Annotated in this window: 20 protein-coding genes and 2 pseudogenes; 7 read left to right on the top strand and 15 right to left on the bottom strand. The window is 72.4% G+C overall.

All coding sequences use genetic code 11. The features are described 5' to 3' along the window. Positions 1-20 precede the first annotated feature (20 nt). Both GTY56_RS02705 and GTY56_RS02700 read right to left on the bottom strand, forming a co-directional pair. On the bottom strand, positions 21-1166 hold the full coding sequence (locus tag GTY56_RS02705; protein ID WP_161362058.1) for a serine hydrolase domain-containing protein: 1146 nt from the start codon (positions 1164-1166) through the stop codon (positions 21-23). Beyond that, complete coding sequence (locus GTY56_RS02700; protein WP_161362056.1) at positions 1163-3754, bottom strand: M14 family zinc carboxypeptidase; 2592 nt, start codon at positions 3752-3754, stop codon at positions 1163-1165. Before GTY56_RS02700 ends, GTY56_RS02705 begins: the two co-directional genes overlap by 4 nt. 143 nt (positions 3755-3897) lie before the next feature. On the opposite strand from GTY56_RS02700, the gene GTY56_RS02695 reads away from it, so the two are divergent. Beyond that, on the top strand, positions 3898-4725 hold the full coding sequence (locus GTY56_RS02695; protein ID WP_161362054.1) for an EI24 domain-containing protein: 828 nt from the start codon (positions 3898-3900) through the stop codon (positions 4723-4725). Here the strand turns inward: GTY56_RS02695 and GTY56_RS02690 are convergent. After that, positions 4676-5944 carry a pyroglutamyl-peptidase I gene (locus tag GTY56_RS02690; RefSeq protein ID WP_161362052.1) on the bottom strand — a complete coding sequence of 423 codons (1269 nt, stop codon included), beginning with the start codon at positions 5942-5944 and terminating at the stop codon, positions 4676-4678. The genes GTY56_RS02695 and GTY56_RS02690 overlap by 50 nt on opposite strands. 90 nt (positions 5945-6034) lie before the next feature. After that, positions 6035-6988, bottom strand: a complete 954-nt coding sequence (locus tag GTY56_RS02685) for a LysR family transcriptional regulator (RefSeq protein ID WP_237524353.1) — start codon at positions 6986-6988, stop codon at positions 6035-6037. 50 nt (positions 6989-7038) lie between these two features. Between GTY56_RS02685 and GTY56_RS02680 the strand changes: the two are divergent. Further along, a pseudogene (locus GTY56_RS02680) lies at positions 7039-7422 on the top strand (RidA family protein); the annotation flags it as partial. 4 nt (positions 7423-7426) lie between these two features. On the opposite strand, the gene GTY56_RS02675 reads toward GTY56_RS02680, so the two are convergent. Beyond that, positions 7427-8008 carry a TetR/AcrR family transcriptional regulator gene (locus tag GTY56_RS02675; RefSeq protein WP_161362048.1) on the bottom strand — a complete coding sequence of 194 codons (582 nt, stop codon included), beginning with the start codon at positions 8006-8008 and terminating at the stop codon, positions 7427-7429. A gap of 64 nt (positions 8009-8072) precedes the next feature. Between GTY56_RS02675 and GTY56_RS02670 the strand changes: the two genes are divergently transcribed. Next, on the top strand, positions 8073-10550 hold the full coding sequence (locus GTY56_RS02670; protein ID WP_161362046.1) for a beta-glucosidase H: 2478 nt from the start codon (positions 8073-8075) through the stop codon (positions 10548-10550). Positions 10551-10631: 81 nt separating this feature from the next. Here GTY56_RS02670 and GTY56_RS02665 read toward each other — a convergent pair whose 3' ends face one another. Beyond that, entirely contained in the window at positions 10632-11603 is a 972-nt protein-coding gene (locus GTY56_RS02665; protein WP_161362044.1) for an aldose epimerase family protein, read from the bottom strand. A gap of 27 nt (positions 11604-11630) precedes the next feature. Next, positions 11631-12518, bottom strand: a complete 888-nt coding sequence (locus tag GTY56_RS02660) for an SGNH/GDSL hydrolase family protein (protein ID WP_161362042.1) — start codon at positions 12516-12518, stop codon at positions 11631-11633. Positions 12519-12777: 259 nt separating this feature from the next. On the opposite strand from GTY56_RS02660, the gene GTY56_RS02655 reads away from it, so the two are divergent. Continuing rightward, positions 12778-13272: a DUF3145 domain-containing protein gene (locus tag GTY56_RS02655; RefSeq protein ID WP_031131293.1), complete on the top strand. Its 495-nt coding sequence runs from the start codon at positions 12778-12780 to the stop codon at positions 13270-13272. A 168-nt stretch (positions 13273-13440) separates the two neighbouring features. On the opposite strand, the gene fabF is transcribed toward GTY56_RS02655, so the two are convergent. The 5 genes from fabF to fasR all read right to left on the bottom strand — a co-directional run bounded on the left by fabF (position 13441) and on the right by fasR (position 18374). Continuing rightward, positions 13441-14712 (bottom strand): beta-ketoacyl-ACP synthase II, encoded by a 1272-nt coding sequence (gene fabF / locus GTY56_RS02650; protein WP_161362040.1) that lies wholly within the window; start codon positions 14710-14712, stop codon positions 13441-13443. A gap of 86 nt (positions 14713-14798) precedes the next feature. Beyond that, complete coding sequence (locus GTY56_RS02645) at positions 14799-15047, bottom strand: acyl carrier protein (protein WP_003989952.1); 249 nt, start codon at positions 15045-15047, stop codon at positions 14799-14801. An 81-nt stretch (positions 15048-15128) separates the two neighbouring features. Beyond that, the gene (locus GTY56_RS02640; protein WP_107454731.1) at positions 15129-16130 is read right to left on the bottom strand and encodes a ketoacyl-ACP synthase III; all 1002 of its coding nucleotides are present in this window, start codon (positions 16128-16130) and stop codon (positions 15129-15131) included. A gap of 16 nt (positions 16131-16146) precedes the next feature. Then, complete coding sequence (locus GTY56_RS02635; protein ID WP_161362038.1) at positions 16147-17079, bottom strand: acyltransferase domain-containing protein; 933 nt, start codon at positions 17077-17079, stop codon at positions 16147-16149. A gap of 89 nt (positions 17080-17168) precedes the next feature. Next, positions 17169-18374, bottom strand: a complete 1206-nt coding sequence (gene fasR, locus GTY56_RS02630; RefSeq protein ID WP_161362036.1) for a fatty acid biosynthesis transcriptional regulator FasR — start codon at positions 18372-18374, stop codon at positions 17169-17171. Between the two features lie 60 nt (positions 18375-18434). Between fasR and GTY56_RS02625 the strand changes: the two genes are divergently transcribed. Further along, on the top strand, positions 18435-19091 hold the full coding sequence (locus GTY56_RS02625; protein WP_161362094.1) for a pirin family protein: 657 nt from the start codon (positions 18435-18437) through the stop codon (positions 19089-19091). On the opposite strand, the gene GTY56_RS02620 is transcribed toward GTY56_RS02625, so the two are convergent. Together GTY56_RS02620 and GTY56_RS02615 are read right to left on the bottom strand one after the other, a co-directional pair. Next, on the bottom strand, positions 19088-19903 hold the full coding sequence (locus tag GTY56_RS02620) for a serine hydrolase domain-containing protein (protein WP_161362034.1): 816 nt from the start codon (positions 19901-19903) through the stop codon (positions 19088-19090). The two genes, GTY56_RS02625 and GTY56_RS02620, sit on opposite strands and share 4 nt — an antisense overlap. A gap of 18 nt (positions 19904-19921) precedes the next feature. Beyond that, positions 19922-20454 (bottom strand): annotated as a pseudogene (locus GTY56_RS02615) (GNAT family N-acetyltransferase). 98 nt (positions 20455-20552) lie between these two features. On the opposite strand from GTY56_RS02615, the gene GTY56_RS02610 reads away from it, so the two are divergent. Together GTY56_RS02610 and GTY56_RS02605 are read left to right on the top strand one after the other, a co-directional pair. Then, positions 20553-21017 (top strand): MerR family transcriptional regulator, encoded by a 465-nt coding sequence (locus GTY56_RS02610; protein WP_161362032.1) that lies wholly within the window; start codon positions 20553-20555, stop codon positions 21015-21017. Next, on the top strand, positions 21014-22030 hold the full coding sequence (locus GTY56_RS02605) for an aldo/keto reductase (RefSeq protein WP_161362030.1): 1017 nt from the start codon (positions 21014-21016) through the stop codon (positions 22028-22030). Before GTY56_RS02610 ends, GTY56_RS02605 begins: the two co-directional genes overlap by 4 nt. Before the next feature lie 78 nt (positions 22031-22108). On the opposite strand, the gene GTY56_RS02600 is transcribed toward GTY56_RS02605, so the two are convergent. Continuing rightward, the gene (locus GTY56_RS02600) at positions 22109-22960 is read right to left on the bottom strand and encodes a DUF4429 domain-containing protein (RefSeq protein ID WP_161362092.1); all 852 of its coding nucleotides are present in this window, start codon (positions 22958-22960) and stop codon (positions 22109-22111) included. Positions 22961-22983 lie beyond the last annotated feature (23 nt).

The raw sequence follows: 22983 nt of genomic DNA, 5'->3' as shown, positions 1-22983 counted from the left end.
CGTGTCCGGGCGAGGGGCCCTCAGAGGGCGAGCGCCGCCGTGTGGACCGCCCGCGCCAGCAGGCCGTTCTCCGGGGCCGCCCCACCGGGGAAGGGGTACCGGCGGCGCGTGTAACCGTAGGCGAGGCCGCTCCAGGGGTCCGCGAAGGCCTGGGAGCCGCCCGCGCCGCCGTGCCCGATCGTCCCGGCACCGAGGAACGGGTACCACGTGTCAGCCGTCATCTGGAAGCCGAGCCCGAAGGACCTGTGGGCCCGGGCCACCAGGTCGTAGCCGACCGAGTGTGCCTGCCCGAACTCCGCCACCGTGTCCGGCTTCAGCAGCGCCGGCTGTTCGCCCACCCCGCTGATCGCCGCCGCGTACATCCCCGCGAGGCCCCTGGCGGACGCCACCCCGCCCACCGACGCCGGGCCCTTCGCCCGGACCAGCGGCATGTTGGGAAGCGAGGCGAGCTCGGTCGGCTCCGCTGCGTTGCCGTTGAACGCGATCGAGGCCAGCGTGTGCGGGCCCGTGGGCGTGGCGTCGAGCACGGCCTGCTGCTCGGGGGTCGGGGCCATCGGCTGGGTGCCCCGGAAGCGCGGTTCCTCGGGCGCGGGGAGGCCCAGATGGAAGTCCAGCCCGTAGGGGGTCCTGATCCGCTCTTGGTAGACCTCCTGAAGGGTGCGGCCGGTCGCACGGCGCACCACCTCCCCGGCCAGGGCGCCGGCGACCAGCCCGTGATAACCGAACGCCGTGCCGGGGCGCCAGAACGGCCGCTGGTCGGCGAGGCGTTCGGCGAGCTGGCGGTCGTCGGCGAGCTCCGCGAGCGTGAAGCCGGTGTCAATACCGACCACGCCCGCCCGGTGCGCCAGCAGGTCCCGCACCGTCAGGCCGCCCTTGCCCTCGGCCGCGAACTCCGGCCAGTAGTACGTCACCTTGCGGTCCAGTTCGAGCGTGCCGTCCTGGACGAGCAGGGCCACGACCAGGTAGGCGGCGCCCTTCGTGGACGAGAACACACCGTAGAGACAGTCCGCGCCGGTCCCCGCCCACAGGTCGACGACCTTCCGGCCGCGGACGTAGGCGCACAGCTGCCCCTCGTAATCGGCTCGTTCCCCGGCGACGAACGCGGCGAACTCCTCGCGCACCGCCTCGAAGCCGTCCGCCACGGTGCCGTGGATCTGCTGCGTCATCCGCTCTCCTTGACTGAAGCGCTGTGTGCCACTGTGAACAATGCCCTCGCCACCTGCGCGAACTCCCCCTTGGGGTGGTCCCGGAAGAGTGGTTCGGTGCCGAACAGGACCGTCCGGTCCCCGCTGACGACCGAGGCCTGACCGGAGGCGGCGGCGGGACCGCCGGTGCCGTCCCCGAGCTGCCGCCAGTGCCCGGAGACCAGCGGGTTCCCGGTCGCGTACGACTGCTCCACGCGGACGCCGGGGCCCGGGTCGGTGAACCAGAGCGGGGCGTAGACGAAACCGCGGTCCGGTGCGTCGCGCGTGACGGCTCCCGAGTTCGTCACCCGCACCACGCCGTTCGCATCCGCGTTGCCCTCCACCGGCTTGACGGCCAGCCGGCCCGCCGCCGCGTTCAGGGCCGCTCCGGTCGCGCCCCGGCCGACCAGGCCGTGCCCGGCCAGGAACGCGTCCAGGGCCCGCCGGGCGGGTGCGGTCAAGGCCGCGCGGTCCAGCCCGGCGGACACGAACAGCACGTCCGCGCCGGACCTGCGCCAGTCGAAGCCCGCGTTCAGGACGGCCGTCGAGACCGGCGTGACCTCGAAGCCCATCTCCCGCAGGGCGAACAGCTCACCCGGCGTGACGGCGGCCGCGACGCGCAGGCGGCGCAGCGGTGCCGTTCCGGTCTGCCGGGTCGCCGTGAAGGGCACGTCGTGGGCGCGGGCGGCCGTACGCGCCTCGCGACGGGCCGACGCCGGGACGATCACGCTGCCGTCCGTCGCCCGCCGGACCGGGACACCCTGCCGCAGCAGGGAGTTGAGGGCCGCGATCTCGCGCGGGTCGGTCAGCCGCAGCCGCAGGTCGCCGTGCGCGGGCACGTGGGCGACGGGCGCGGCCTCGCCGATCACGCGCAGGGGTGCGCCCCGCAGGCTGCCCGACGGCACCCGCTCGACGGTGGCGCCCCACAGACTGCCCAGGCTCCAGCCGGAGATGTCGTACATCACCGAGACCTTGCCGCTGATGTCCCGGCCGTCGGCCAGCAGCGCGTTCGCCATGCCGCGCTTGGGCTGGTGCATGTCGACGACGTACGAGCCGCCGGGGTGGGTGCGTCCGTCGAGCCGGAAGGAGCGGGTGGCGCGGGTGACCCGGACGCCGTTGGCCAGCAGGTGGTCGACCAGGCGGGCCGCGGCGGGCGCCGAGCGCTGGGTGCGGGCGCCGGCGGGCGGGATGACGTAGGCGCGCGGGAACGTGGTCGTGTAGACGTCCTCCGGGCCGATGCCGGGGACGCCGGGGACCGTCCGCGGGGACACCGGCACCTGCGCGGCGCCCGCCGCGCCACGGCGGAAGACCTCGATCTGGTCGCTGATCAGGGTGCCGCGGTGCTCGCGGACGTGGTCCAGGGTCGCGTGGATCGCCGCGCCCGCCACGGCCGTGTTGACCGCCGAACGGCGGCGCAGCTCCGGCACCGGCAGCTCGTCGTACTCCTCGTTGTTCACCGCCAGGGGGATCTCCACCGTGTGGGCGGCCACCGTGCCGTGGAAGGCCGCGTACTGCGGGGTGAAGATCGGCGGCCAGTCGTCCCAGCCCTCCTCCTGGTCGCGGAAGGGGATCTGGGCCGCCTCCACGCCGTCCTTCGCGGGCGTGTAGCCCAGGGCGTTGACCGCGGACTCCATGCCGAGGGCGTTGGCGTAGCTGTTCTTCAGGAAGAGGTCGTACTCGTAGTTCTCGCCGTGCGGGGGAGTGGTCGGCTCGATGAGGGTGCCGTTGACGTAGCCGTGCAGGTCGAGCAGGACGGCCGGCTGTTTGCCGATCTCGATCTGCCGCATGGCCCGCGTCTCGGGCTGGGAGGCGGTGACGAAGTCGCGGTTCAGGTCGAAGCCGTTGGCATTGGCCCGGGTTCCGGCGATCCGGCCGTCCGGGTTGGCCGTGATGTTGAAGTACAGGCGGCTGTGCGCGAGGAGGTCCCTGGTCTTCGCGTCCGTCGCCGTCGCGAGCTGCTCGATGACCTTCAGGGAGGCGTCCGTGCCCTCCCACTCGTTGCCGTGGATGTTGCCGTTGACGAAGACCGGCGTCTTGTACTTCCGCTTGATCTCAGAGGACTTGGCCGCAGCCGCCGGCGCGTTCTCGATCAGGCCGCGCATCCGCTCCTGGGCGCGGGCCTGCCGGGCGGACTCCGGGGCGGTGACGGTGACGAGGTAGAGGCGGTGGCCGCCGGCCGAGCGGCCCGTCACCTCCACGCTCACCCGCTCGCCGAGGCGTTGCAGGGCGTTCAGCTTCGGCGCGATCGCGTGGTACGGAATGAGCCCCAGCTTCAGGGACTTGTCGCCGGGGTTGTGCGCGTCGGGGGAGAGGGTCTGACGCCGGGGGTAGCCGCGGGTCGTGGTGCCGGTGGAGGAGGCGGAAGAGGCGGAGGAGTCCGCGGTCAACGCGCGTCGCGCCGCGCTCGCGGGACCCCGCGCCGCCCGGTCGTCCACGGCGGAGCCCTCACGGGTGACGGGTAACGGGTCGGCGCCGGCCGCGCCGGGGGCGAGCAGGAGCGAGCCCGCCGTGGCCAGGGTCAGGGCGGCGATCAGTGCAGGTCTCGCGGGAACGCTTCTCGTGGTGCGCACGCGTGCCTCCTCCGGGGCTTCCTGAGATCGGTACGGCGAGGTGTACCGGTTCGACTCAACGGCAACAAGGGCGCCTTGGTGTCACCGAAGCCCCGGACGGCCCTGTGGGGGAGCGGCCCGGCCTGCCCCGATAGGGTTTGTCCATGCGCGATCTAGGGGTGGGTTTCCGGTACCTCCTGAAGGGCCAGCGATGGGTGGCCCGGCACGGCAGGCAGTACGGCTTCGGCCTGCTCCCGGGCCTGATCACCCTCGTCCTGTACGCGGCGGTGCTGGTCGCGCTGGCGCTGTGGGGCGAGGACGCCGTGACCTGGGCGACGCCCTTCGCCGACGACTGGTCCAGCCCGTGGGCCGGCCTCTTCCGCGGCTTCCTGACCGCCGTGCTGTTCGCCCTCTCCCTGCTCCTCGCCGTCGTGACGTTCACCGCGGTGACCCTGCTGATCGGGCAGCCCTTCTACGAGAACCTCTCCGAGAAGGTCGACCGGGACGTGTCCCCGGACGGGCACGCCCCCGAGTCGGGGCTGCCGCTCTGGCGCGAACTGTGGATCTCCGCCCGCGACAGCCTCCGCATCGTGCTGCGGGCCGCCCTGTGGGGGGTGCTGCTGTTCGGCTGCGGCTTCATCCCGGTGGTCGGGCAGACGGTCGTCCCGGTGGTCGGGGTGTTCGTCACCGGGTTCTTCCTCACCGAGGAACTGACCGCCGTCGCCCTCCAGCGCCGCGGCGTCGAACTGCGCACCCGCCTCACCCTGCTGCGCTCCCGCAAGACCCTCGTCTGGGGCTTCGGCACGCCCCTCGCCGCGGCCTTCCTGGTGCCCTTCGTCGCGGTGTTCCTGATGCCGGGCGCCGTCGCGGGCGCCACCCTCATGGCGCGTGACCTGCTGGACGAGGAGATCCGTGAGGGCGGCGAGAAGGGCGACCAGGCGGCTACGCCCCTTCCGCAGCCACCGTCAGGATCGCCCTCACCTGGGCAATGATGTCCAGCCGGTTCCGCACGAACTCCGGATCGGTGACCTCGGTGGTGTTCCCGGCCCCGAACTGCAGCACCGGCGTGTGCACATGCCCGCCCGGCAGCGTGTCACGCAGCCCCAGCCGGTCCCGGAGCAGCGTCGCCCGGTAGGCGATCTCGTTGGAGAGGTAGTCCCCGCCGCCGCCCGCACGGGCCGCCGAGCCGGGGGTGGGCCCGTCGGGGCGTACGACGGGCTCGGTGGCACCGGCCGGGATCTCGGTGACGCTCGTGTTGTCGTACACCGGGAAACGGCCGGTCTGCGCGGCGGTGATCGCAGCGTACGGCAGCGTGGTCGTCGTCCACTGGGGCTGCGAGGCGGGGTCGGCGACCGGCACGGTCTCCGTGCGGCCGACGTTCTCGTTGTCCCCGAAGCCGCCCCGCCAGGCCCCGTTGGTGCGCTCGATGTCGAAGCGCCCGACCCGCCCCTGGCTGACCGTCGTGAAAAGGTCGACCTTCGGCAGGTGCGGCCGCAGGGTCCGCTCCACCGTGCCCTCGGTGAAGTCCTGCCAGCGCACCGGGAAGACGGCCGTCTCGATCCGGGCCGGGCCGTCCGCTGTCTCGATCACCGTGCCGTCGAGGGCCAGCGCGGTGGCGCCGGACGGGTTGGAGATACGGATGTCCCGGTCCAGCGTGAACGGGTCGAAGCCGGTGAGCAGGATCCGCTTCACGCCCTTGCCGTGCGGGGTGGGGGTCCCCCCGCTCGAGCGAAGCCGAGAGTGGAGGAGGATGGTGTCCTGACCCCGCGAGGTGCGCTCCAGCTCGCCCAGCAGCGCGGCCCGCTGTCCGTCCGTCAGGCCGAAGTCCGGCGCCCAGGTGCGCACTTCACGTGTCATGCCGAGCCGCGCCCAGTACAGCGGCCGGTCGTCGTCCTGGCTCAGATCCCCGCCGGCCGGTCCGCGCCCCTGCGCGCGGTCGACCGCGCGCTGCCACAGCCGCGCGCCCTCACGCGTGACCGCCCGCCGCGCCTCCCCGTAGGTGCGGGCCCTCTCCAGCGCCCGGGCCAGCCGCGGGGCCACGGTGTCGAATCCGGAGCGGCGCAGGATCTCCTGCGGGGCGGCTCTGCCGAGCCGCTGCTCCTCGACGGTGGGGGAGGGGGCCGCCGGGGCGGCGCTCGCGGCCGTCGGAGCGGTCAGACCGGTCAGCAGGGCGAGGCCGAGGACGCCGAGGCGAACACGTAGGGAGTTCAAGGGGGTTGGGGCCTTCCGTCGCGGTGGGGGGTCGGTGCCGGACGGACCGCAGTATCGCGTGCCGGATGTGGTCCACGCCATGGCCGGGGCTCAGGCGGGGATCTTCGCCGTCGCCTCCCGCACCGCGTCCAGGAAGGCCGAGGCCGCGGGGGCCGGGGACCGGCCGCGTACGGTCGCCGCGTACACCGCCCGGGCCGGCGCGCCCTCGTCGCGCACCCGCAGCAGCGTGATGTCCGGGCGTACGGACCCCGCCGCGAGCGCCGGAACGAGGGTCACGCCGAGCCCGGCGGCCACGTAGCCCTGCTTGGCGGTCCACTCGCCGACGACATGGGCGACCCGCGGCCGGAAACCCTGGCGCAGGGCCGCGTCCAAGAGGGTGCCCTCGGGCCGCGGACTGCCGGAGATCCAGTCGGCGTCCGCGAAACGGCCGAGCGGCACCGGCCCCTCGTGGGACGCGAGGGGGTGGCCGTCCGGTACGGCGACGTACAGCGGCTCGTCGAGGAGGTGGTGGAGGTCGTACGACCCCAGCGGTGCGCGGCCCGTCGTCGAGACGATCGCGAGGTCCAGGTGACCGGCCGTCAACCGGTCCAGCAGGGCGGGCGTGAGGCCCTCCTCGCGCGTGACCCGGACCCGGGGCCGGCGGGCGCGGAAGAGGGCCAGGGCGTGCGGCACCAGGGCCGCGTCGGCAGTGGCGAACGCGCCGAACCTGAGCCGTCCGCCGGCCGCCTCGCGCAGGGCACCCAGTTCACGGCGGGCGTCGTGCAGCGCGGCGGCGACCGTCTCGGCGTACGGCACCAGCAGCCGCCCCGCCTCCGTCAGCGCCACCCCGCGCGGCAGCCGGTCGAAGAGCGGGCCGCCGTCCAGCGCCGCCTCCAGCGAGGCGACCTGCCGGGACACCGCGGACTGCGTCCAGCCGAGCGTTCGCGCCGCCACCGTGAACGAGCCGTGCCGGGCGACCTCCAGGAAGACCCGCAGCCAGACGGTGGAGACCTCGGGCAGGCAGCCGGCCGTCCCGGCATCATGCGTGTTCGGCATGGCAGCCATGCTAGACATTCGCTTGTCGCATCTCCGCCGCCCCGCCTAGCGTCGGCGGCATGCAGATCACCGTGGACAACCCCGCCTCCGCCCCCCAGCCCCTGAGCCCCTACTACTCCCAGGTCGCCCGCATCGAACAGGCCGACGGCGGCGCCCTGTTGTTCGTGTCCGGGCAGATCGCCGAGGGCGCCACGCTCGCCGAGCAGACCCGGGGCGTCTTCGAGACCCTCACCGCGCTGCTGGAGGCTCACGGCGCGACCCTGGCCGACGTGGTCAACATCCGCACGTACCTGACCGACATCTCCGCGCTGGACGAATACGGGGCAGTGCGGCGGCAGTTCCTCACCGGGACCCCGCCGACCAGCATGACCTTCGAGGCGTCGAGGCTCTTCCGCCCCGAGGCCCTCGTCGAGGTGGAGGTCGTGGCAGCCGTACCCGCGCGCCGGTTCAGCCGTCGCTCTCGCCCAGCAGCGTCAGGAAGTCCCGGAACGCCGACGCCATGTCGACCGATTCCGGGTCCAGCAGCCACTGGTACTGCAAGCCGTCCAGGACCGCCACGAGGAGGGGGGCGGCCCGTTCAGGGGTGAGGCCGCTCGGCAGCCGGTCGCCGTACTCGGCGCGCAGCACCCCGGCCATGCCGGACCGCACCCCGGCGTAGCGTTCCGTGAAGTACGCCCGGGCCGGGTGCTCCTCCGTCACGCTCTCGCCGAGCAGCGCCGAGAAGGTCTGGATGATGGCGGGCCGCATGGCGTTGTACTCGACCAGGGAGGCCAGCAGGTCCAGGCGCAGCCGGCCGGCGGGCAGCGCGTCCCAGCGGTCCCGCTCCTGGAGGACCGCGACCAGCAGCGCCTCTTTCGTCGGGAAGTGGTGCAGCAGCCCCTGCTGGGTGAGCCCGACCCGTTCGGCGACCGCGGCCAGGCTCGCCCCCCGGTAACCGCGCTCGGCGATCACCTCCAGAGCGGCCCGCACGATCTCCGCGCGCCGTTCCTCGCTCCTCGTCCTGGCCGTCATGGCGTCACCGTACGACATGCCGAACCGTCGGTTGTTGCGAGAAGATAACGAAACCTACCGCGCCACAGGCAACCCATGCACGATGGTGACATCCAGCGGCTTTCGACGTGGAGGTGCCGACGTGGCGGAGACAGCAGAGGTACGGCGCGAGGCGGCGGTCGAGGCCGCGCTCGGCAAGCTCGGCCTGGACGCCAAGACACGGCTGCTGGCCGGCCAGGACATGTGGAGCCTGCCCGCGCTGCCGGAGGCCGGGCTGGCCTCACTGGTCATGTCCGACGGCCCGGTCGGCGTCCGCGGAGTGCACTGGAGCGCCGACGACCCGTCCGTCGCCCTGCCCTCACCGACCGCCCTCGCCGCCACCTGGGACCCCGGCCTCGCGCACCGGGCCGGCGTGCTGCTGGCCCAGGAGGCCCGCCGCAAGGGCGTCCACGTCCTGCTCGCCCCCACGGTCAACCTGCACCGCTCCCCGCTCGGCGGCCGGCACTTCGAGGCCTACAGCGAGGACCCCTACCTCACCGGCCGGATCGGCACCGAGTACGTGCGCGGGGTCCAGTCCGGCGGTGTCGGCACCACCGTCAAGCACTTCGTCGCCAACGACGCCGAGACCGACCGTCTCACCGTGAACAACCTCGTCGGCGAACGCGCCCTGCGCGAGCTGTACCTGGCCCCCTTCGAGGCGATCGTCGGCAACGCCCACCCCTGGGGCATCATGACCGCCTACAACTCCGTCAACGGCCCGACCATGACCGAGCACCACCACCTGGTCAACGAGGTCCTGCGCGGCGAGTGGGGCTTCGACGGCGCCAACGTCTCCGACTGGACCGCCGCCCGCTCCACCACCGGCGCCCTCACCGGCGGCCTCGACATCGCCATGCCCGGCCCCGGCACCGTCTTCGGCGAGGCCCTCGCCCGGGCCGTGCGCGCCGGCGAGGCCGACGAGGCCCTGGTGGACGAGGCCGTCCGCCGCGTGCTGCGCCTCGCCGCCCGGGTCGGCGTCCTCGCTGGCGCCGAACCGGTCGTCACCGACCCGCCCGCCCCCGTCGACGGCGGGGCGCTCGCCCGCGAGATCGCCCGCCGCTCCTTCGTCCTCGTCCGCAACGAGAACGGCGCCCTGCCGCTGAGGCCCGGCCGGGTCGCGCTGATCGGCGCCGCCGCCCGCGACGCCCGCGTCCTCGGCGGCGGTTCCGCCACCGTCTTCCCCGCCCGGGTCGTCTCCCCGCTCGACGGCCTCACCGCCGCCCTCCCCGACGGGGTCCTCACCTACACCCTCGGCGCCGACCCGAACACCGAACTCCCCATCGCGGACAGGGGCTTCGAGCTGCGCGCCGTCTGCCGCGACAGGGCCGGCCAGGTCCTCGGAGCGCGCTCGGCGCCCAGCGGTCAACTCCAGTGGATGGGGGCGGACCTCCCCGAGGGCGTCACCCACGAGAACCTGCACACCGTCGACTTGACCGGCACCTTCACCCCGCGCGAGAGCGGCACGCACACCTTCGGCATCAAGGGCCTCGGCCCCTTCCGGCTGACCGTGGCGGGCACCACCTACTACGACGGCGTCCAGAGCCCCGCCGGCGACGACCCGTTCCTGACCTTCTTCGGCCCGCCGGTGCCCCACGCCCAGGTCGAACTCACCGCGGGCGAACCGGTCGAGGTCTCCCTCACCTACACGGTCCCGCCGCTCGACGACCACCCCATGCGGGTCATCGGCTTCACCCTCGCCCACCAGGACCCGCAGCGCGACGCCGACGAGCGGATCGCCGAGGCCGCCGCGGCCGCCCGGGCCGCCGACACGGCCGTCGTCGTGGTCGCCACCACCGACCGCGTGGAGTCCGAGGGCTTCGACCGCACCGACCTGCGCCTGCCCGGCCGTCAGGACGACCTGGTCCGCGCCGTCGCCGCCGCCAACCCCAACACCGTCGTGGTCGTCAACTCCGGCTCCCCGGTCGAGCTGCCGTGGCGCGACGACGTCGCCGCCGTGCTCCTGTCCTGGTTCCCCGGCCAGGAAGGCGGCGCGGCCCTCGCGGACGTCCTCACCGGCGCCCACGAGCCCGGCGGCCGCCTCCCCACCACCTGGGGCAGCCTCGCCGACGCCCCGGTCACCCAGGTCGTCCCGGACAAGGGGGAACTCTCCTACGACGAGGGCGTCTTCATCGGCTACCGCGCCTGGGACAAGCACGGCCGCAGCCCCGCCTACCCCTTCGGCCACGGCCTCGGCTACACCGACTGGACCTACGACGCCGTCGAGGTGGCGGAGGCAGCCGGGACGATCACCGCGAAGGTCCGCCTCCGCAACACCGGCGACCGCCCCGGCCGCGAGGTCGTCCAGCTCTACCTCGCCCCGGCCGACCCCGACCCCACCCGCCCGGCCCGCTGGCTGGCCGGCTTCGCGAGCGTCGGTGCCGCACCGGGCGCAAGCACCGAGGCGACGGTCGAACTGCCGCGCCGCGCTTTCGAGATCTGGGACGAAGCGACCGGCTCGTGGTCGCTTGTGAAGGGTTCGTACGAGATCCAGGTCGGACGCTCGATCACGGACCGCAGGATCACCGCGACGATTAACGTCTGATCCGGGACAAGTTCCCCCACCAGCGGCCCCGGTCCGGGACCTGACCTCCGGACCGGGGCACCAGGTCGGTCGCGAGCCCCCTCAGCGGGTGCCGAACCCGTACACCGTCTCCGAGCGGAACACCCCGCCCGGCCGCAGCACCGTCGCCGGGAAATCCGGCCGGTTCGGCGAGTCGGGGAAGTGCTGGGTCTCCAGCGCGATGCCGTCACCGGGCGCGAAGGGCTCGCCCAGGTGGTCGGCGGTGTACAGCTGGAGGCCCGGCTCGGTGGTCGCCACCGTCAGCACCCGCCCGGACGCCGGGTCGTGCAGCTCGGCGACCTCCACCGCGGTGTCCGTCACACCCTTGTCGAGCACGAAGTTGTGGTCGTAGCCGGAGCCGGTCTTGCGGGCCTCGCGGAAGTCGAAGCGTGTCCCGGCCACCTCCTCCGGAGCGCCGGCGGGAATCAGGTCCGCGTCCACCGGCGTGTACCGCGAGGCGGCCAGCCGCAGCTCATGACCGCCCGCGTCACCGGAACCGGCCAGGTTGAAGTAGCTGTGGTTGGTCAGGTTCACCACGGTCGGCGCGTCCGTCACCGCCTCGTACGCGATCCGCAGCGCACCACTCGTGTCGAGCGTGTACGTCGCCGAGACCTCAAGACGCCCCGGGAAGCCCTCCTCGCCGTGCGGGCTGATCCGCGTCAGCCGCACCCCGTGCTCCACGGGCTCCGTGTCCCACACGCGCTGGTCGAAGCCGCGGACTCCGCCGTGCAGCGAGTTCGGCCCGTTGTTCGGCTCCAGCGCGTACGTCCGGCCGTCCAGGGTGAACCGGCCGCCGGCGATCCGGTTGGCGTAGCGCCCGACCAGGGCGCCGAAGTACGGCTCCGGGTGGGCCAGGTAGCCATCGAAGTCCGGGAACCCCAGCACCACGTCGCCGACCCGGCCCTCCCGGTCCGGCACCTCCACGGACTGCACGATCCCGCCGTACGACAGGACACGCACCCGTACACCGGCCCGCTCCAGGGTCCAGCGGTGCACCGGAGTCCCGTCGGAAAGTGTCCCGAAGAGTTCGTTCATGTGCGGAACTCTAAGTCAGAGGCCGGGTCAGGGCCTCTTCGCGGTGACGGTGCGGTATGCGATCTCCGCCAGCCGGGCCTGTCCGTTCACGCTGGGGTGGAAGTAGTCCCAGCGGCTCAACTGGGCGATGCCGAAGCGGTAGTCGTACACCGCGCCCCCGTCGTAGCGGCAGCGCTTGTCCTCGGCGCAGACGTCCTTCAGCACCTCGTTGTAGTCCTCCACCCGCTGCCGCACCGTGTTCCGCCGCAGGGTGGCCGCCGGGTCCAGGGCGTCCGGGTCGCCCAGCATCGACGGGCAGATGCCGAGCTTCCACACCTGCTTGCTCATCGGGCTGGTGCGGCCCTGCGACCAGAGCCGCTTCAGGTTCGGCACGCTCGCCACGAACACCTGCGCCTTCGGCAGGGCCTTGCGCAGCGAGCGCAGGGAGTCCTCGAAGTCGGCGCGGAAGGCCGAGACCGGAGTCATCTCCGCGGGCGTCGGCCGGCAGGCGTCGTTCGCCCCGACCATCACCGTCACCAACTGCGGCCTGCGCCCCACCGCCCGGGCCATCTGCCCGGGCAGATCGGCCATCCGGGCCCCGCTCACGGCGTAGTTCCAGCTCCGCTCAGCTGCCCCGGTCCTTCCCAGCAGCCGCACCGCGAGCGAGTCCACCTCGGGACTGCCACCGGTCGCCCAGGACGCCTCCGGACAGTCCGACAGCACGTCACAGGCGTCGAACCCGCGCGTGATGGAGTCACCGACGGCCGCGACGGAACCCGGGCTGCGGTCCCACAAGGACGGGGGCTTCACAGACGGCTTCGCGGACTCGGACGGGGCGGCGGCATCGCCCCCCACGGCGTCACACCCGGTGACTCCCAGCACGCCCGCCGCGACGACGGCCAGAACGCCCCGTGTACGGCGGCCTCGCTTCCGCATCCCTGGTCCATCCCCTCGCCACGCCGTGTCTGTCTCCCCAACCCATGACAACGCACGAGGGTTCCCGACCGGTCAGGTGCAACGGCTCACACCCGTACAAGCGTCCCCCTGGGTGAATGGCAGGCGTTTCCCGGCACCTGGACCGACCGTACGTCACACTCCTTGCGTCACCGCACGGTAGCCTCGCCATCAACGTGACCCGCCCGGTCACAGCCGTTCCGCCCGTTTGCGTCATGTCCCGCTCTGCCCGGAGGTTCCGGTGACGACACGTGGAGTTCTGTACGTGCACTCCGCGCCGCGCGCGCTGTGCCCGCACGTCGAGTGGGCCGTCGCCGGGGTGCTCGGCACACGCGTCAGCCTGGACTGGATCCGTCAGCCGGCCGCCCCGGGCACCTGGCGCTCGGAGTTCTCCTGGCAGGGCCAGGCGGGCACGGCCTCCAAGCTGGCTTCGGCGCTCCGCGGCTGGCACCTGCTGCGCTTCGAGGTCACCGCGGAACCCTGCGCCACCGCGGAGGGCGAGCGCTACAGCTGCACCCCCGACCTGGGCATCTACCACGCCGTCACCGGCATCCACGGCGACATCCTCATCCCCGAGGACCGGCTCAGAGCAGCCCTGCAGCGCAGCCGACAGGGGGAGACCGACCTGGAGGCCGAACTCAACAAGCTGCTGGGCAAGCCCTGGGACGACGAACTGGAACCCTTCCGCTACGCCGGCGAAGGCGCCCCGGTCCGCTGGTTGCACCAGGTGGTGTAGACGGACTTGAGGTGGCGCACCGTAAGGGGCGCGGGGCTGTTCCGATGTGCGGCTCCGCCGCGTGGGCGCGGACAACCCCCACCGGCCCGCACACGGCTCACAACGCGACACGAAACGGCGAATGGCCCGAACCCCGCTTGGGGTCCGGGCCATTGAAGCGCTCAGAGATCAAACCGTCCGGAACGCCAGCACCACGTTGTGCCCACCGAACCCGAACGAGTCGTTCAGCGCGGCGATGCGGCCCTCGACGGGCAGCTTCCGGGCCTCACCCCGCACGACATCGGCATGCGCCTCGGCCTCGGGGTCGAGGTTCTCCACGTTGATCGTCGGCGGAGCCACCCGGTGGTACAGCGCGAGCACGGTCGCAACCGTCTCGACACCACCGGCACCACCCAGCAGATGCCCGGTCATCGACTTCGTCGCGGACACCGCGAAGTGGTCCGCGTCGTCGCCGAACACCTTCCGCAGCGCCTTCAGCTCGGCGATGTCCCCGGCCGGCGTCGACGTCGCGTGCGCGTTGACGTGCACGATCTCCGCCGGGTCCAGGTCGTTGCGGTCGAGCAGGTTCTGGAGGGCGTGCGAGATGCCCCGCCCCTCCGGCTCCGGCTGCACGATGTCGTGCGCGTCGGCGGAGATGCCCTGCCCGACCGCCTCCGCGTACACCCGGGCACCGCGCTTGGCGGCGTGCTCGGCGGACTCCAGGACCACGACACCGGCGCCCTCACCGAGGACGAAACCGTCGCGGGCGGTGTCGTAGGGACGCGAGGCGCCCTGCGGGTCGTCGTTGTTCTTGGACATCGCCATCATGTTGCCGAACGCGGCGATGGGCAGCGGGTGGATCGCCGCTTCCGTGCCACCCGCGACGACGACGTCGGCACGGCCGGTGCGGATCATCTCGATGGCGTAGCCGATGGCCTCGGCGCCCGAGGCGCAGGCGGAGACCGGCGTGTGCACGCCCGCCCGGGCGCCCACGGCCAGGCCCACGTTGGCCGAGGGGCTGTTGGGCATCAGCATGGGCACGGTGTGCGGGGAGACGCGGCGGACGCCCTTCTCCTTCAGCACGTCGTACTGGTCGAGCAGCGTCGTCACGCCGCCGATACCGGAGGCGATGACCGCGCCGAGCCGGTCGGGGTCGATGTTCGGGTCCTCGCCGGCCTTCGCCTCGAAACCGGCGTCGGCCCAGGCCTCCTTGGCCGCGACCAGCGCGAACTGCGCCGAGCGGTCCAGGCGGCGGGCCTGCGGCCGCGGGATGACCTCGGTCGGCTCCACGGCCACCGGGGCCGCGATCTTGACGGCCTGGTCGGCCGCCCACTCCTGCTCCAGGGGCTTGACGCCGGAACGTCCGGCGATCAGGCCCTCCCAGGTAGAGGCTGCGTCGCCACCCAGCGGTGTGGTTGCGCCGATACCGGTGACGACCACGGTGCGATTGGTCGAGCTCACGGGAATTCTTTCTCCAACGGATCCGAGGATTAAGCGGCGCCACCGCCGGGTGGCGGGGCAGTAAGCCCGAGGGCCTGATCGGTCGATCAGCCCTGGTGCTTGAGGATGTAGTCGGTCGCGTCACCGACGGTCTTGAGGTTCTTGACGTCCTCGTCGGGGATCTTGACGTCGAAACGCTCTTCAGCGGCGACGACGACCTCGACCATGGACAGCGAGTCGACGTCCAGGTCGTCGGTGAAGGACTTGTCCAGCTGGACGTCCTCAACCGGGATGCCGGCGATCTCGTTCACGATCTCGGCGAGACCGGCGACGATCTCTTCCTGAGTGGCGGCCATGTCGGCGCTCCTTCGTAGATATTCAGAGGGTGTGGCAGGTGTTTCCGCCCGCACCGGATTGCATGATCCGGCACGGAGTGCCTAGGGGAGGGTAACGACAGTCGCGGCGTAGACGAGACCCGCCCCGAAGCCGATGACGAGCGCGGTGTCGCCGCTCTTCGCCTCTCCGGTCGCCAGGAGCCGCTCCATCGCGAGCGGGATCGAGGCGGCCGAGGTGTTGCCGGTGGTGCGGATGTCACGGGCGACCGTGACGTGCTCCGGCAGTTTCAGGGTCTTCACCATCGAGTCGATGATCCGCACGTTGGCCTGGTGCGGGATGAAGACGTCCAGGTCGTCCACGCTGATCCCGGCCGCGTCCAGCGCCTGCTGGGCGACCTTCGCCATCTCGAACACGGCCCAGCGGAACACCGCCTGGCCTTCCTGGGTGATCGCGGGGAACTTCTCGACCGTCCCGTCGCGGTAGTCCGTCCACGGCACCGTCTGCTTGATGGTCTCGGACTTGTCGCCCTCCGAGCCCCACACGGTCGGGCCGATCGCCGGCTCCTTCGCCGGGCCGACCACCACCGCGCCGGCGCCGTCGCCGAACAGGAAGGCCGTCGCGCGGTCCTCCAGGTCGGTCAGGTCGCTCAGCCGCTCGACACCGATCACCAGGACGTACTCCGCCGAGCCCTCGACGACCATGCCCTTGGCGAGCGTGAGGCCGTAGCCGAAGCCGGCGCAGCCCGCCGAGATGTCGAACGCGGCGGCCTTGGCGGTGCCCAGCTTGTCGGCGATCTCGGTGGCGACGGCCGGGGTCTGCTTGAAGTGCGAGACCGTCGAGACGATCACGCCGCCGATCTGCTCGGCGGAGATGCCCGCGTCGGCGATGGCCTTGCCGGACGCCTCCAGCGACATCGCGGCGACGGTCTCCTCGTCGGAGGCCCAGTGCCGCGTCTCGATGCCGGAGCGCGAGCGGATCCACTCGTCGGACGAGTCGATCGTCTCCAGGATCACCTCGTTCGGCACGACCCGGGTCGGGCGGTACCCGCCGACGCCGAGGATGCGCGCGTACGGGGCGCCCTTGCTGGGCTTGATCTTCGCCATGCTCTCGGGCTCCTTCTCAGGCACTCTGCCCGGCGATGAGCTCGCGGGCCGCGTCGAGGTCGGCGGGGGACTTCAGGGCCAGCGTCTTCACACCGGGCAGGGCCCGCTTGGCGAGGCCGGTGAGGGTGCCGCCCGGGCACAGCTCGATCAGGGCCGTGACGCCGAGGCCCTTGAAGGTCTCCATGCACAGGTCCCAGCGGACGGGGTTGGCCACCTGGCCGACCAGACGTTCCAGCGCCTCGGTGCCGGCGGCGACGGCCTGCCCGTCCTTGTTGGAGACGTAGGGGAGCTTCGGGTCGCCGGGCGCCAGGGCCTCGGCGGCCTTCGCCAGCGTCTCGACCGCGGGGGCCATGTGGTGCGTGTGGAACGCGCCGGCGACCTTCAGAGCGACGACCTTGCGCACGCCCTCGGGCTTGTCCGCCTCCAGCGCGGCGAGCTGCTCCTTGGTGCCGGCGGCGACGATCTGGCCCGCGCCGTTGATGTTCGCCGGCGTCAGGCCCAGCTTCTCCAGGTGCGGAACCGTCACGGCGGGGTCGCCGCCCAGCAGTGCGGCCATGCCCGTCTCGGTGACGGCGGCGGCCTCGGCCATGGCGAGCCCGCGGGTGCGGACCAGGCGGAGGGCCTCCTCGTGCGGGAGCACGCCGGCGAGCGATGCGGCGGTGAACTCGCCGACGCTGTGCCCGGCGACGGCGCCGACCTTCCCGGCCAGGTCGGCAGGGTCGTCGAAGAGCAGTTGCGCGGACGCCAGTCCGGCCGCGACCAGCAGCGGCTGCGCCACCGCGGTGTCGCGGATCTCCTCCGCGTCGGCCTCGGTGCCGTAACGGATCAGGTCGATCCCCGCGGCGTCGGACCATGCCTCAAGGGCACCGCGGACACCGGGGAGGTCGAGCCATTCAGTCAGGAAGCCGGGCGTCTGAGCGCCCTGGCCGGGAGCGACGAGTACGAGCACTCTCACACTCTCTCTTGGGGACGGGCACGGCCGCCCGTGGGGACAAGGACGAAGAACACGGGGGGGTTTTGTCGGGCCCCGACAAAACCCTAGGGCTGGAGATCTCCATCGACCAGACGCCCCAGGATCAACGCGATCCGCAGTGTGAACGCAGAGCGTACATCGGAGGGTGACCAACCGGTGACGTCTGTCACACGTCGAAGCCGGTAGCGGACGGTGTTGGGATGGACGAACAGCATCCGGGCGGCGCCCTCCAGACTGCTCGCCTGTTCGAGATAGACGCTGAGGGTTTCCAGGAGCGCGGCCCCGGCCTCCTCCAGCGGTCTGTAGATCTCCTCCACCAGCTGCTCACGTGCCGAGGGGTCACCGGCCATCGCCCGCTCCGGGAGCAGGTCGTCGGCCAGGACCGGGCGCGGGGCGTCCTGCCAGGCGGAACACGCCTTCAGCCCTGCCGCCGCGGCCTGCGCGGACCGGGTCGCGGCCTGTAGGTCGGGTACCACCGGCCCCGCCACGACCGGTCCGGCGGCGAACGGGCCGATGAGCGACTTGGCGACGGCCAGCGGGTTGTCGCTGCCGCCCGCGATGACGACCAGCCGGTCGCCGAGCACACCGGTGAGCACCTGGAGCTTGGCGTGCCGGGCCGCGCGCCGTATGGCCTCGACGGTCAGTTCACTGTCCCCGTCGGGCGCCGTCCCGAGCACCACGCACACGTGCTCCGGCGAGTTCCACCCGAGGGCGGCGGCCCGTGACACGGCCCCCTCGTCGGCCTCCCCGCTGAGCACGGCGTTCACGACCAGGGACTCAAGGCGGGCGTCCCAGGCACCCCGCGCCTCGGCGGCCTGCGCGTACACCTGGGCCGTCGCGAAGGCGATCTCCCGGGCGTAGACGAGCAGCGCCTCGCGCAGCACCCGCTCGTCGCCGGGGGCCGCGACCTCGTCGATCGCGCTCTCCATGACCTCGATGGTGGTGCGCACCATCTCCACGGTCTGGCGCAGCGTGATCGCCCGGGTCAGCTCGCGCGGCGCGGTGCCGAACACGTCGGTGGAGATGGCCTGCGGGGCGTCGGGACAGCGGAACCACTCGGTGAACGCGGCGATGCCCGCCTGTGCGACCAGACCGATCCAGGAACGGTTCTCCGGGGGCATGGCCCGGTACCAGGGCAGCGTCTCGTCCATCCGCGCGATGGCCTGCGCGGCGAGCGACCCGGACGACTTCTCCAGCCGCTTCAGCGTCGCGGCATGCGGATGGACGTCGTGGGCTGCGGCTTCGTTCTTACCGGTTTCGGGTTCGGGCACGGGACAAGACTGCCTTATCCGGACGGGAAGGTGGGCCGCCGGGTCTACGGTGGACTCGTGATGGACGTGAGGCGCGCGGGTGAGCGCTACCCCGGAGGGGACCCGGCCGCAGGGATCGAGAGCCGGCACGCCTTCTCCTTCGGGTCCCACTACGACCCGGACAACCTCCGTTTCGGCGCGGTGCTCGCGTGCAACGAGGAGCGACTGGCGCCCGGGGCGGGGTTCGACGAGCACCCGCACAGCCACACCGAGATCGTGACCTGGGTGGTGGAGGGCGAGCTGACCCACCGGGACTCCACCGGGCGCGAGTCGGTCGTGCGGCACGGCGACGTGCAGCGGCTCAGTTCGGCCGGCGGCGTACGGCACGTGGAGCGCAACGACGGCCCCGAGCCCCTGACCTTCCTCCAGATGTGGCTGGCCCCGCTGCGGCCCGGCGGCGACCCGTCCTACGAGGTCGTCCGCGGCATCGCCGACTCGACGCCCTACGCCGTCCCGGAGGCGGGCGCGATGCTGCACGTACGGCGGCTGGGGGCGGGGGAGCGGACCGCCGTGCCGGACGGGGCGTACGCGTACGTGCACGTCGTCCGCGGTGAGGTCCGCCTGGACGGCGAGGTGCTGGGCGCCGGAGACGCGGCCCGGATCACGGACGCCAAGGGCCTGGAGGCCGCGTCCGTGACCGGGGCGGAGCTGCTGATCTGGGAGATGAACGCGGCCTAGAGATCGGCCAGTACCGCGTCCGTGAACGCCGGCCACGCCTCGGTCGCCCACGGCCCGAACGCCCGTTCCGCCAGCGCCACGCAGGCCGCACCCGCGTCCGGGTCGATCCACAGGAACGTACCCGACTGCCCGAAATGCCCGAACGTGCGCGGCGAGGACGACGAGCCCGTCCAGTGCGGCGACTTGGAGTCCCGGATCTCGAAGCCGAGCCCCCAGTCGTTGGGGTTCTGGTGGCCGTACCCCGGCAGGACGCCCTTGGTGCCCGGGTAGTGCACGGTCATCGCCTCGGCGACCGTACGCGGATCCAGCAGCCGCGGAGCCTGCACCTCGGCGGCGAACCGCAGCAGGTCCTCGACCGTCGACACCCCGTCCTTGGCCGGGGAGCCCTCCAGTGCCGTCGAGGTCATGCCCAACGGCTCCAGCACGGCCTGCCGCAGGTACTCCCCGAACGGGATGTCGGTGGCCTTGGCGACATGGTCGCCCAGCTGCTCGAAGCCGGCGTTGGAGTACAGCCGCCGCTCCCCGGGCGGGGCCGTGACCCTGTGCTCGTCGAACGCGAGGCCCGAGGTGTGTGCGAGCAGGTGCCGGACCGTCGACCCGGGGGGACCCGCGGGCTCGTCGAACTCGACGGCCCCCTCCTCGTACGCGACGAGCACCGCGTAGGCGGCCAGCGGCTTGGTCACCGACGCGAGCGGGAACCGCTGGCCGGCCGGGCCGTGTGTGCCGAGGACGGTGCCGTCCGCTCGGACGACACCCGCCGCAGCGGTGGGAACCGGCCAGTTCTCGATCAGGGCGAGGCTCTTCAGCGACATGCGTTCGAGCCTATGCGCTCAGAGCGTGAGTTCCGGCAAGGGGTCGGGCTTGGGCCGGAATCCGAGGGAGACGTACAGCGGCTGGGCCTCCGGCGAGGCGGTGAGCTGCACGCGCCGGGCACCGCGCTCACGGAACCAGGCGAGCAGTGTCGTCATACAGGCGCGCGCGTACCCTCCCCCAAGCTCTCGACCTCGCTCGAGCAGGGGGACCCCCATCGCCGCGCGGCGGGGTCGGTGGCGACGCTGAACACGAAGCCCACCATGCCGTGCGGGTCGCCCGGCTTGCCGATGCGGTAGTCGATCGTCCCGGCCACCAGCGAGGCCAGCGCCCCCGGCCGCTCGGGATGGTCGACGACGAACGCGGCGAAGTCCCCGTCCGGTTCGCCGAGTCGGGCCCTGAGGGTGGGGAGGGACTCCCCGTGCCAGGCGACGGAGGGATCGGAGGCGAACACCGCGTCGATCATGACCTGGCGCAGGCGCAGGCGCAGGCGCAGGCGCAGGCGCAGGACTTCCTCGGCGTCGGCGGGCAGGGCGCGGCGTACAACACTCATGAGTCCGTACGTCAACCAACCGGATCAAGAAGCGTCCTGCCGATTTCTTACCGTCGGCGCTTGCTTGGAGCGCACTCCAAGGTTCTAGCGTTGGGGCCATGACGGTGATGGAGACCACGGGAGCCAGGACCGACACCTGCGCAGGTCCGCCGCAGCAGAACCGGCGCCCGGACGGCGACGACCACTACACGATCAGCGAGGTCGTCGCCTTCACCGGCCTGACGGCACACACCCTGCGCTGGTACGAGCGCATCGGCCTGATGCCGCACATCGACCGGTCCCACACCGGCCAGCGCCGCTACACCAACCGCGACCTCGACTGGCTGGACCTCGTCGGCAAGCTCCGCCTGACGGGCATGCCCGTCGCGGACATGGTCCGGTACGCGGAACTGGTGCGCGAGGGCGACCACACCTACGGCGAGCGCTTCGACCTGCTGAAGACGACCCGCGAGGACGTCCTGGCCAGGATCGACGAACTCCGGGGCACGCTCGCCGTGCTCGACCGGAAGATCAGTTTCTACGCGGACGCCGGGCAGGCCCTGGCGTCGGAGAGGTCCCGATGACGGACGGCAGGATCACGACGGCGAAGCTCGGCGACAACGGCCCCGAGGTGGGTGTCCAGGGCCTCGGCTGCATGGGCATGAGCTTTGCCTACGGCCCCTCGGACGAGGACACCTCCCGCGCCACCCTGGAGCGGGCCCTCGAACTGGGCGTCACCCTCTACGACACGGCCGACGCGTACGGGGCCGGCGAGAACGAGCGGTTCCTGTCGCCGTTCTTCAAGGCCCACCGCGACGAGGTCGTCATCGCGACCAAGTTCGCCCTGTCCATACCCCCGGACGACCCCACCCGCCGGGTCATCCGCAACGACCCGCCCTACATCCGCGAGGCCGTCGAGGCGAGCCTGAAGCGCCTGGACGTCGACGTCATCGACCTCTACTACATGCACCGGCGCGATGTGAACGTGCCGATCGAGGAGAGCGTCGGCACGATGGCCGACCTGGTCCGCGAGGGCAAGGTCAAGCACCTCGGCCTGAGCGAGGTCACGGCGGGCGAACTGCGGGCCGCGCACGCCGTCCACCCCATCGCCGCCGTGCAGTCGGAGTGGTCGCTGTTCAGCCGGGACATCGAGACGCACGTCGTCCCCGCGGCCCGTGAGCTGGGTGTGGCCCTCGTCGCGTACTCGCCCCTCGGCCGGGGCTTCCTCACCGGCTCCTTCACCGACGCCGAGCAGGACCTGAGCGACGGTGACTTCCGCCGCCGGCAGCCCCGCTTCACGGGCGACAACGCCATGGCGAACGCGACCCTGCTGGAGCTGATCCGCTCGGTGGCCGAGGCCCATGACGCGACCATCGGTCAGATCGCCCTGGCCTGGGCCCAGCAGCAGGCGACGATCCACGGCCTCCAGGTCATCCCGATCCCGGGCACCCGCAAGCCCTCCCGGGTGGAGGAGAACACGGCGGCGACCGGCATCGTCCTGACCGACGAGCAACTGGAGCTGCTGGACGGCATAGCGGCCCAGGTGGCGGGCCCGCGGTATGCGGACATGGCGTTCACGTCGGCGGGCCGCGAGTAGAGGCCGGCAGGGGCGCGGGGAACTGCGCGACCGGCCACACACGACCCGCACCCGCCGGCGCGCAGCACCCCGCACACGCTAAAGCTCCGCCAGCAACTCCGCCTTTTTGACCGAAAACTCCTCATCCGTCACCAACCCGGCCTGATGCAGCTCACCCAGGTGACGAATGCGCTCGGCGATGTCGGCGGGGTCCCGCCGCGGCGCGGGCACGGCCGCCACCGGACTCGACGTCCGCACCGCCGCCAACACCGCGGCGGCGAACGGCAGCGACTCGTGCACGGGGCCGTACCCCAGTCCGAACACCACCGCCGCGGGATCCTGATCGGCCTGGGCCGCCGATGCTTCCGCATCCCGGCGCAGAAGCCGCAAATGCCCCTCGAAGACCTCCGGCGACCGCCACTCCACCCCGTTCAGCTCCCCGACGGAGAAGCTCTGGTCGCCGGCCTTCCACTTCGCCGACGACGCTCCCGTCCAGAACCACCGGAAGTTCACGGTGCGTCCGTCGAAGCTCGCCTTCCCGTCGTACGCCTTGAAGGACAACGGTCCCTCGGGCGGCTTCACGAGGAACCGGTCCGCGGGTCCGGACTCGGTCAGCAGCGGACGCAGCTCGTCGGCGTAGTACTCGGCGAGCACCTCCCGCTCGGCGGGCAGCACCAGCCGGTAGGGATCGCCGCTCTCCTTCAGCTGCCCGGCGGCCGCCTCCATGAGCGGGTCCGCCCCGGGGCGCGGCTCGACGCGCAGCACGACCGTGCCGCGCTTCCCGCGGGTCAGGGTCACCCCGGCGATCGCCTCCAGGGGCACGCGGCGTTCCCCGAGGGCCTGGAACAGCTTGGGTGTTCGAATCCCCCGTTCGTAGCGGATGAGCACGGAGTCGGACTCGAACTCCCAGGCGGCATGAAATCCGGCCAGTACGTCACCCATGCGGCTCATCGTATGCGGCACGCGCTCCTCCG

The organism is Streptomyces sp. SID5643, assembly GCF_009872555.1.
GTDB classification, from domain to species: domain Bacteria; phylum Actinomycetota; class Actinomycetes; order Streptomycetales; family Streptomycetaceae; genus Streptomyces; species Streptomyces iakyrus.
This window is presented reverse-complemented; position numbering and strand designations above follow the sequence as displayed.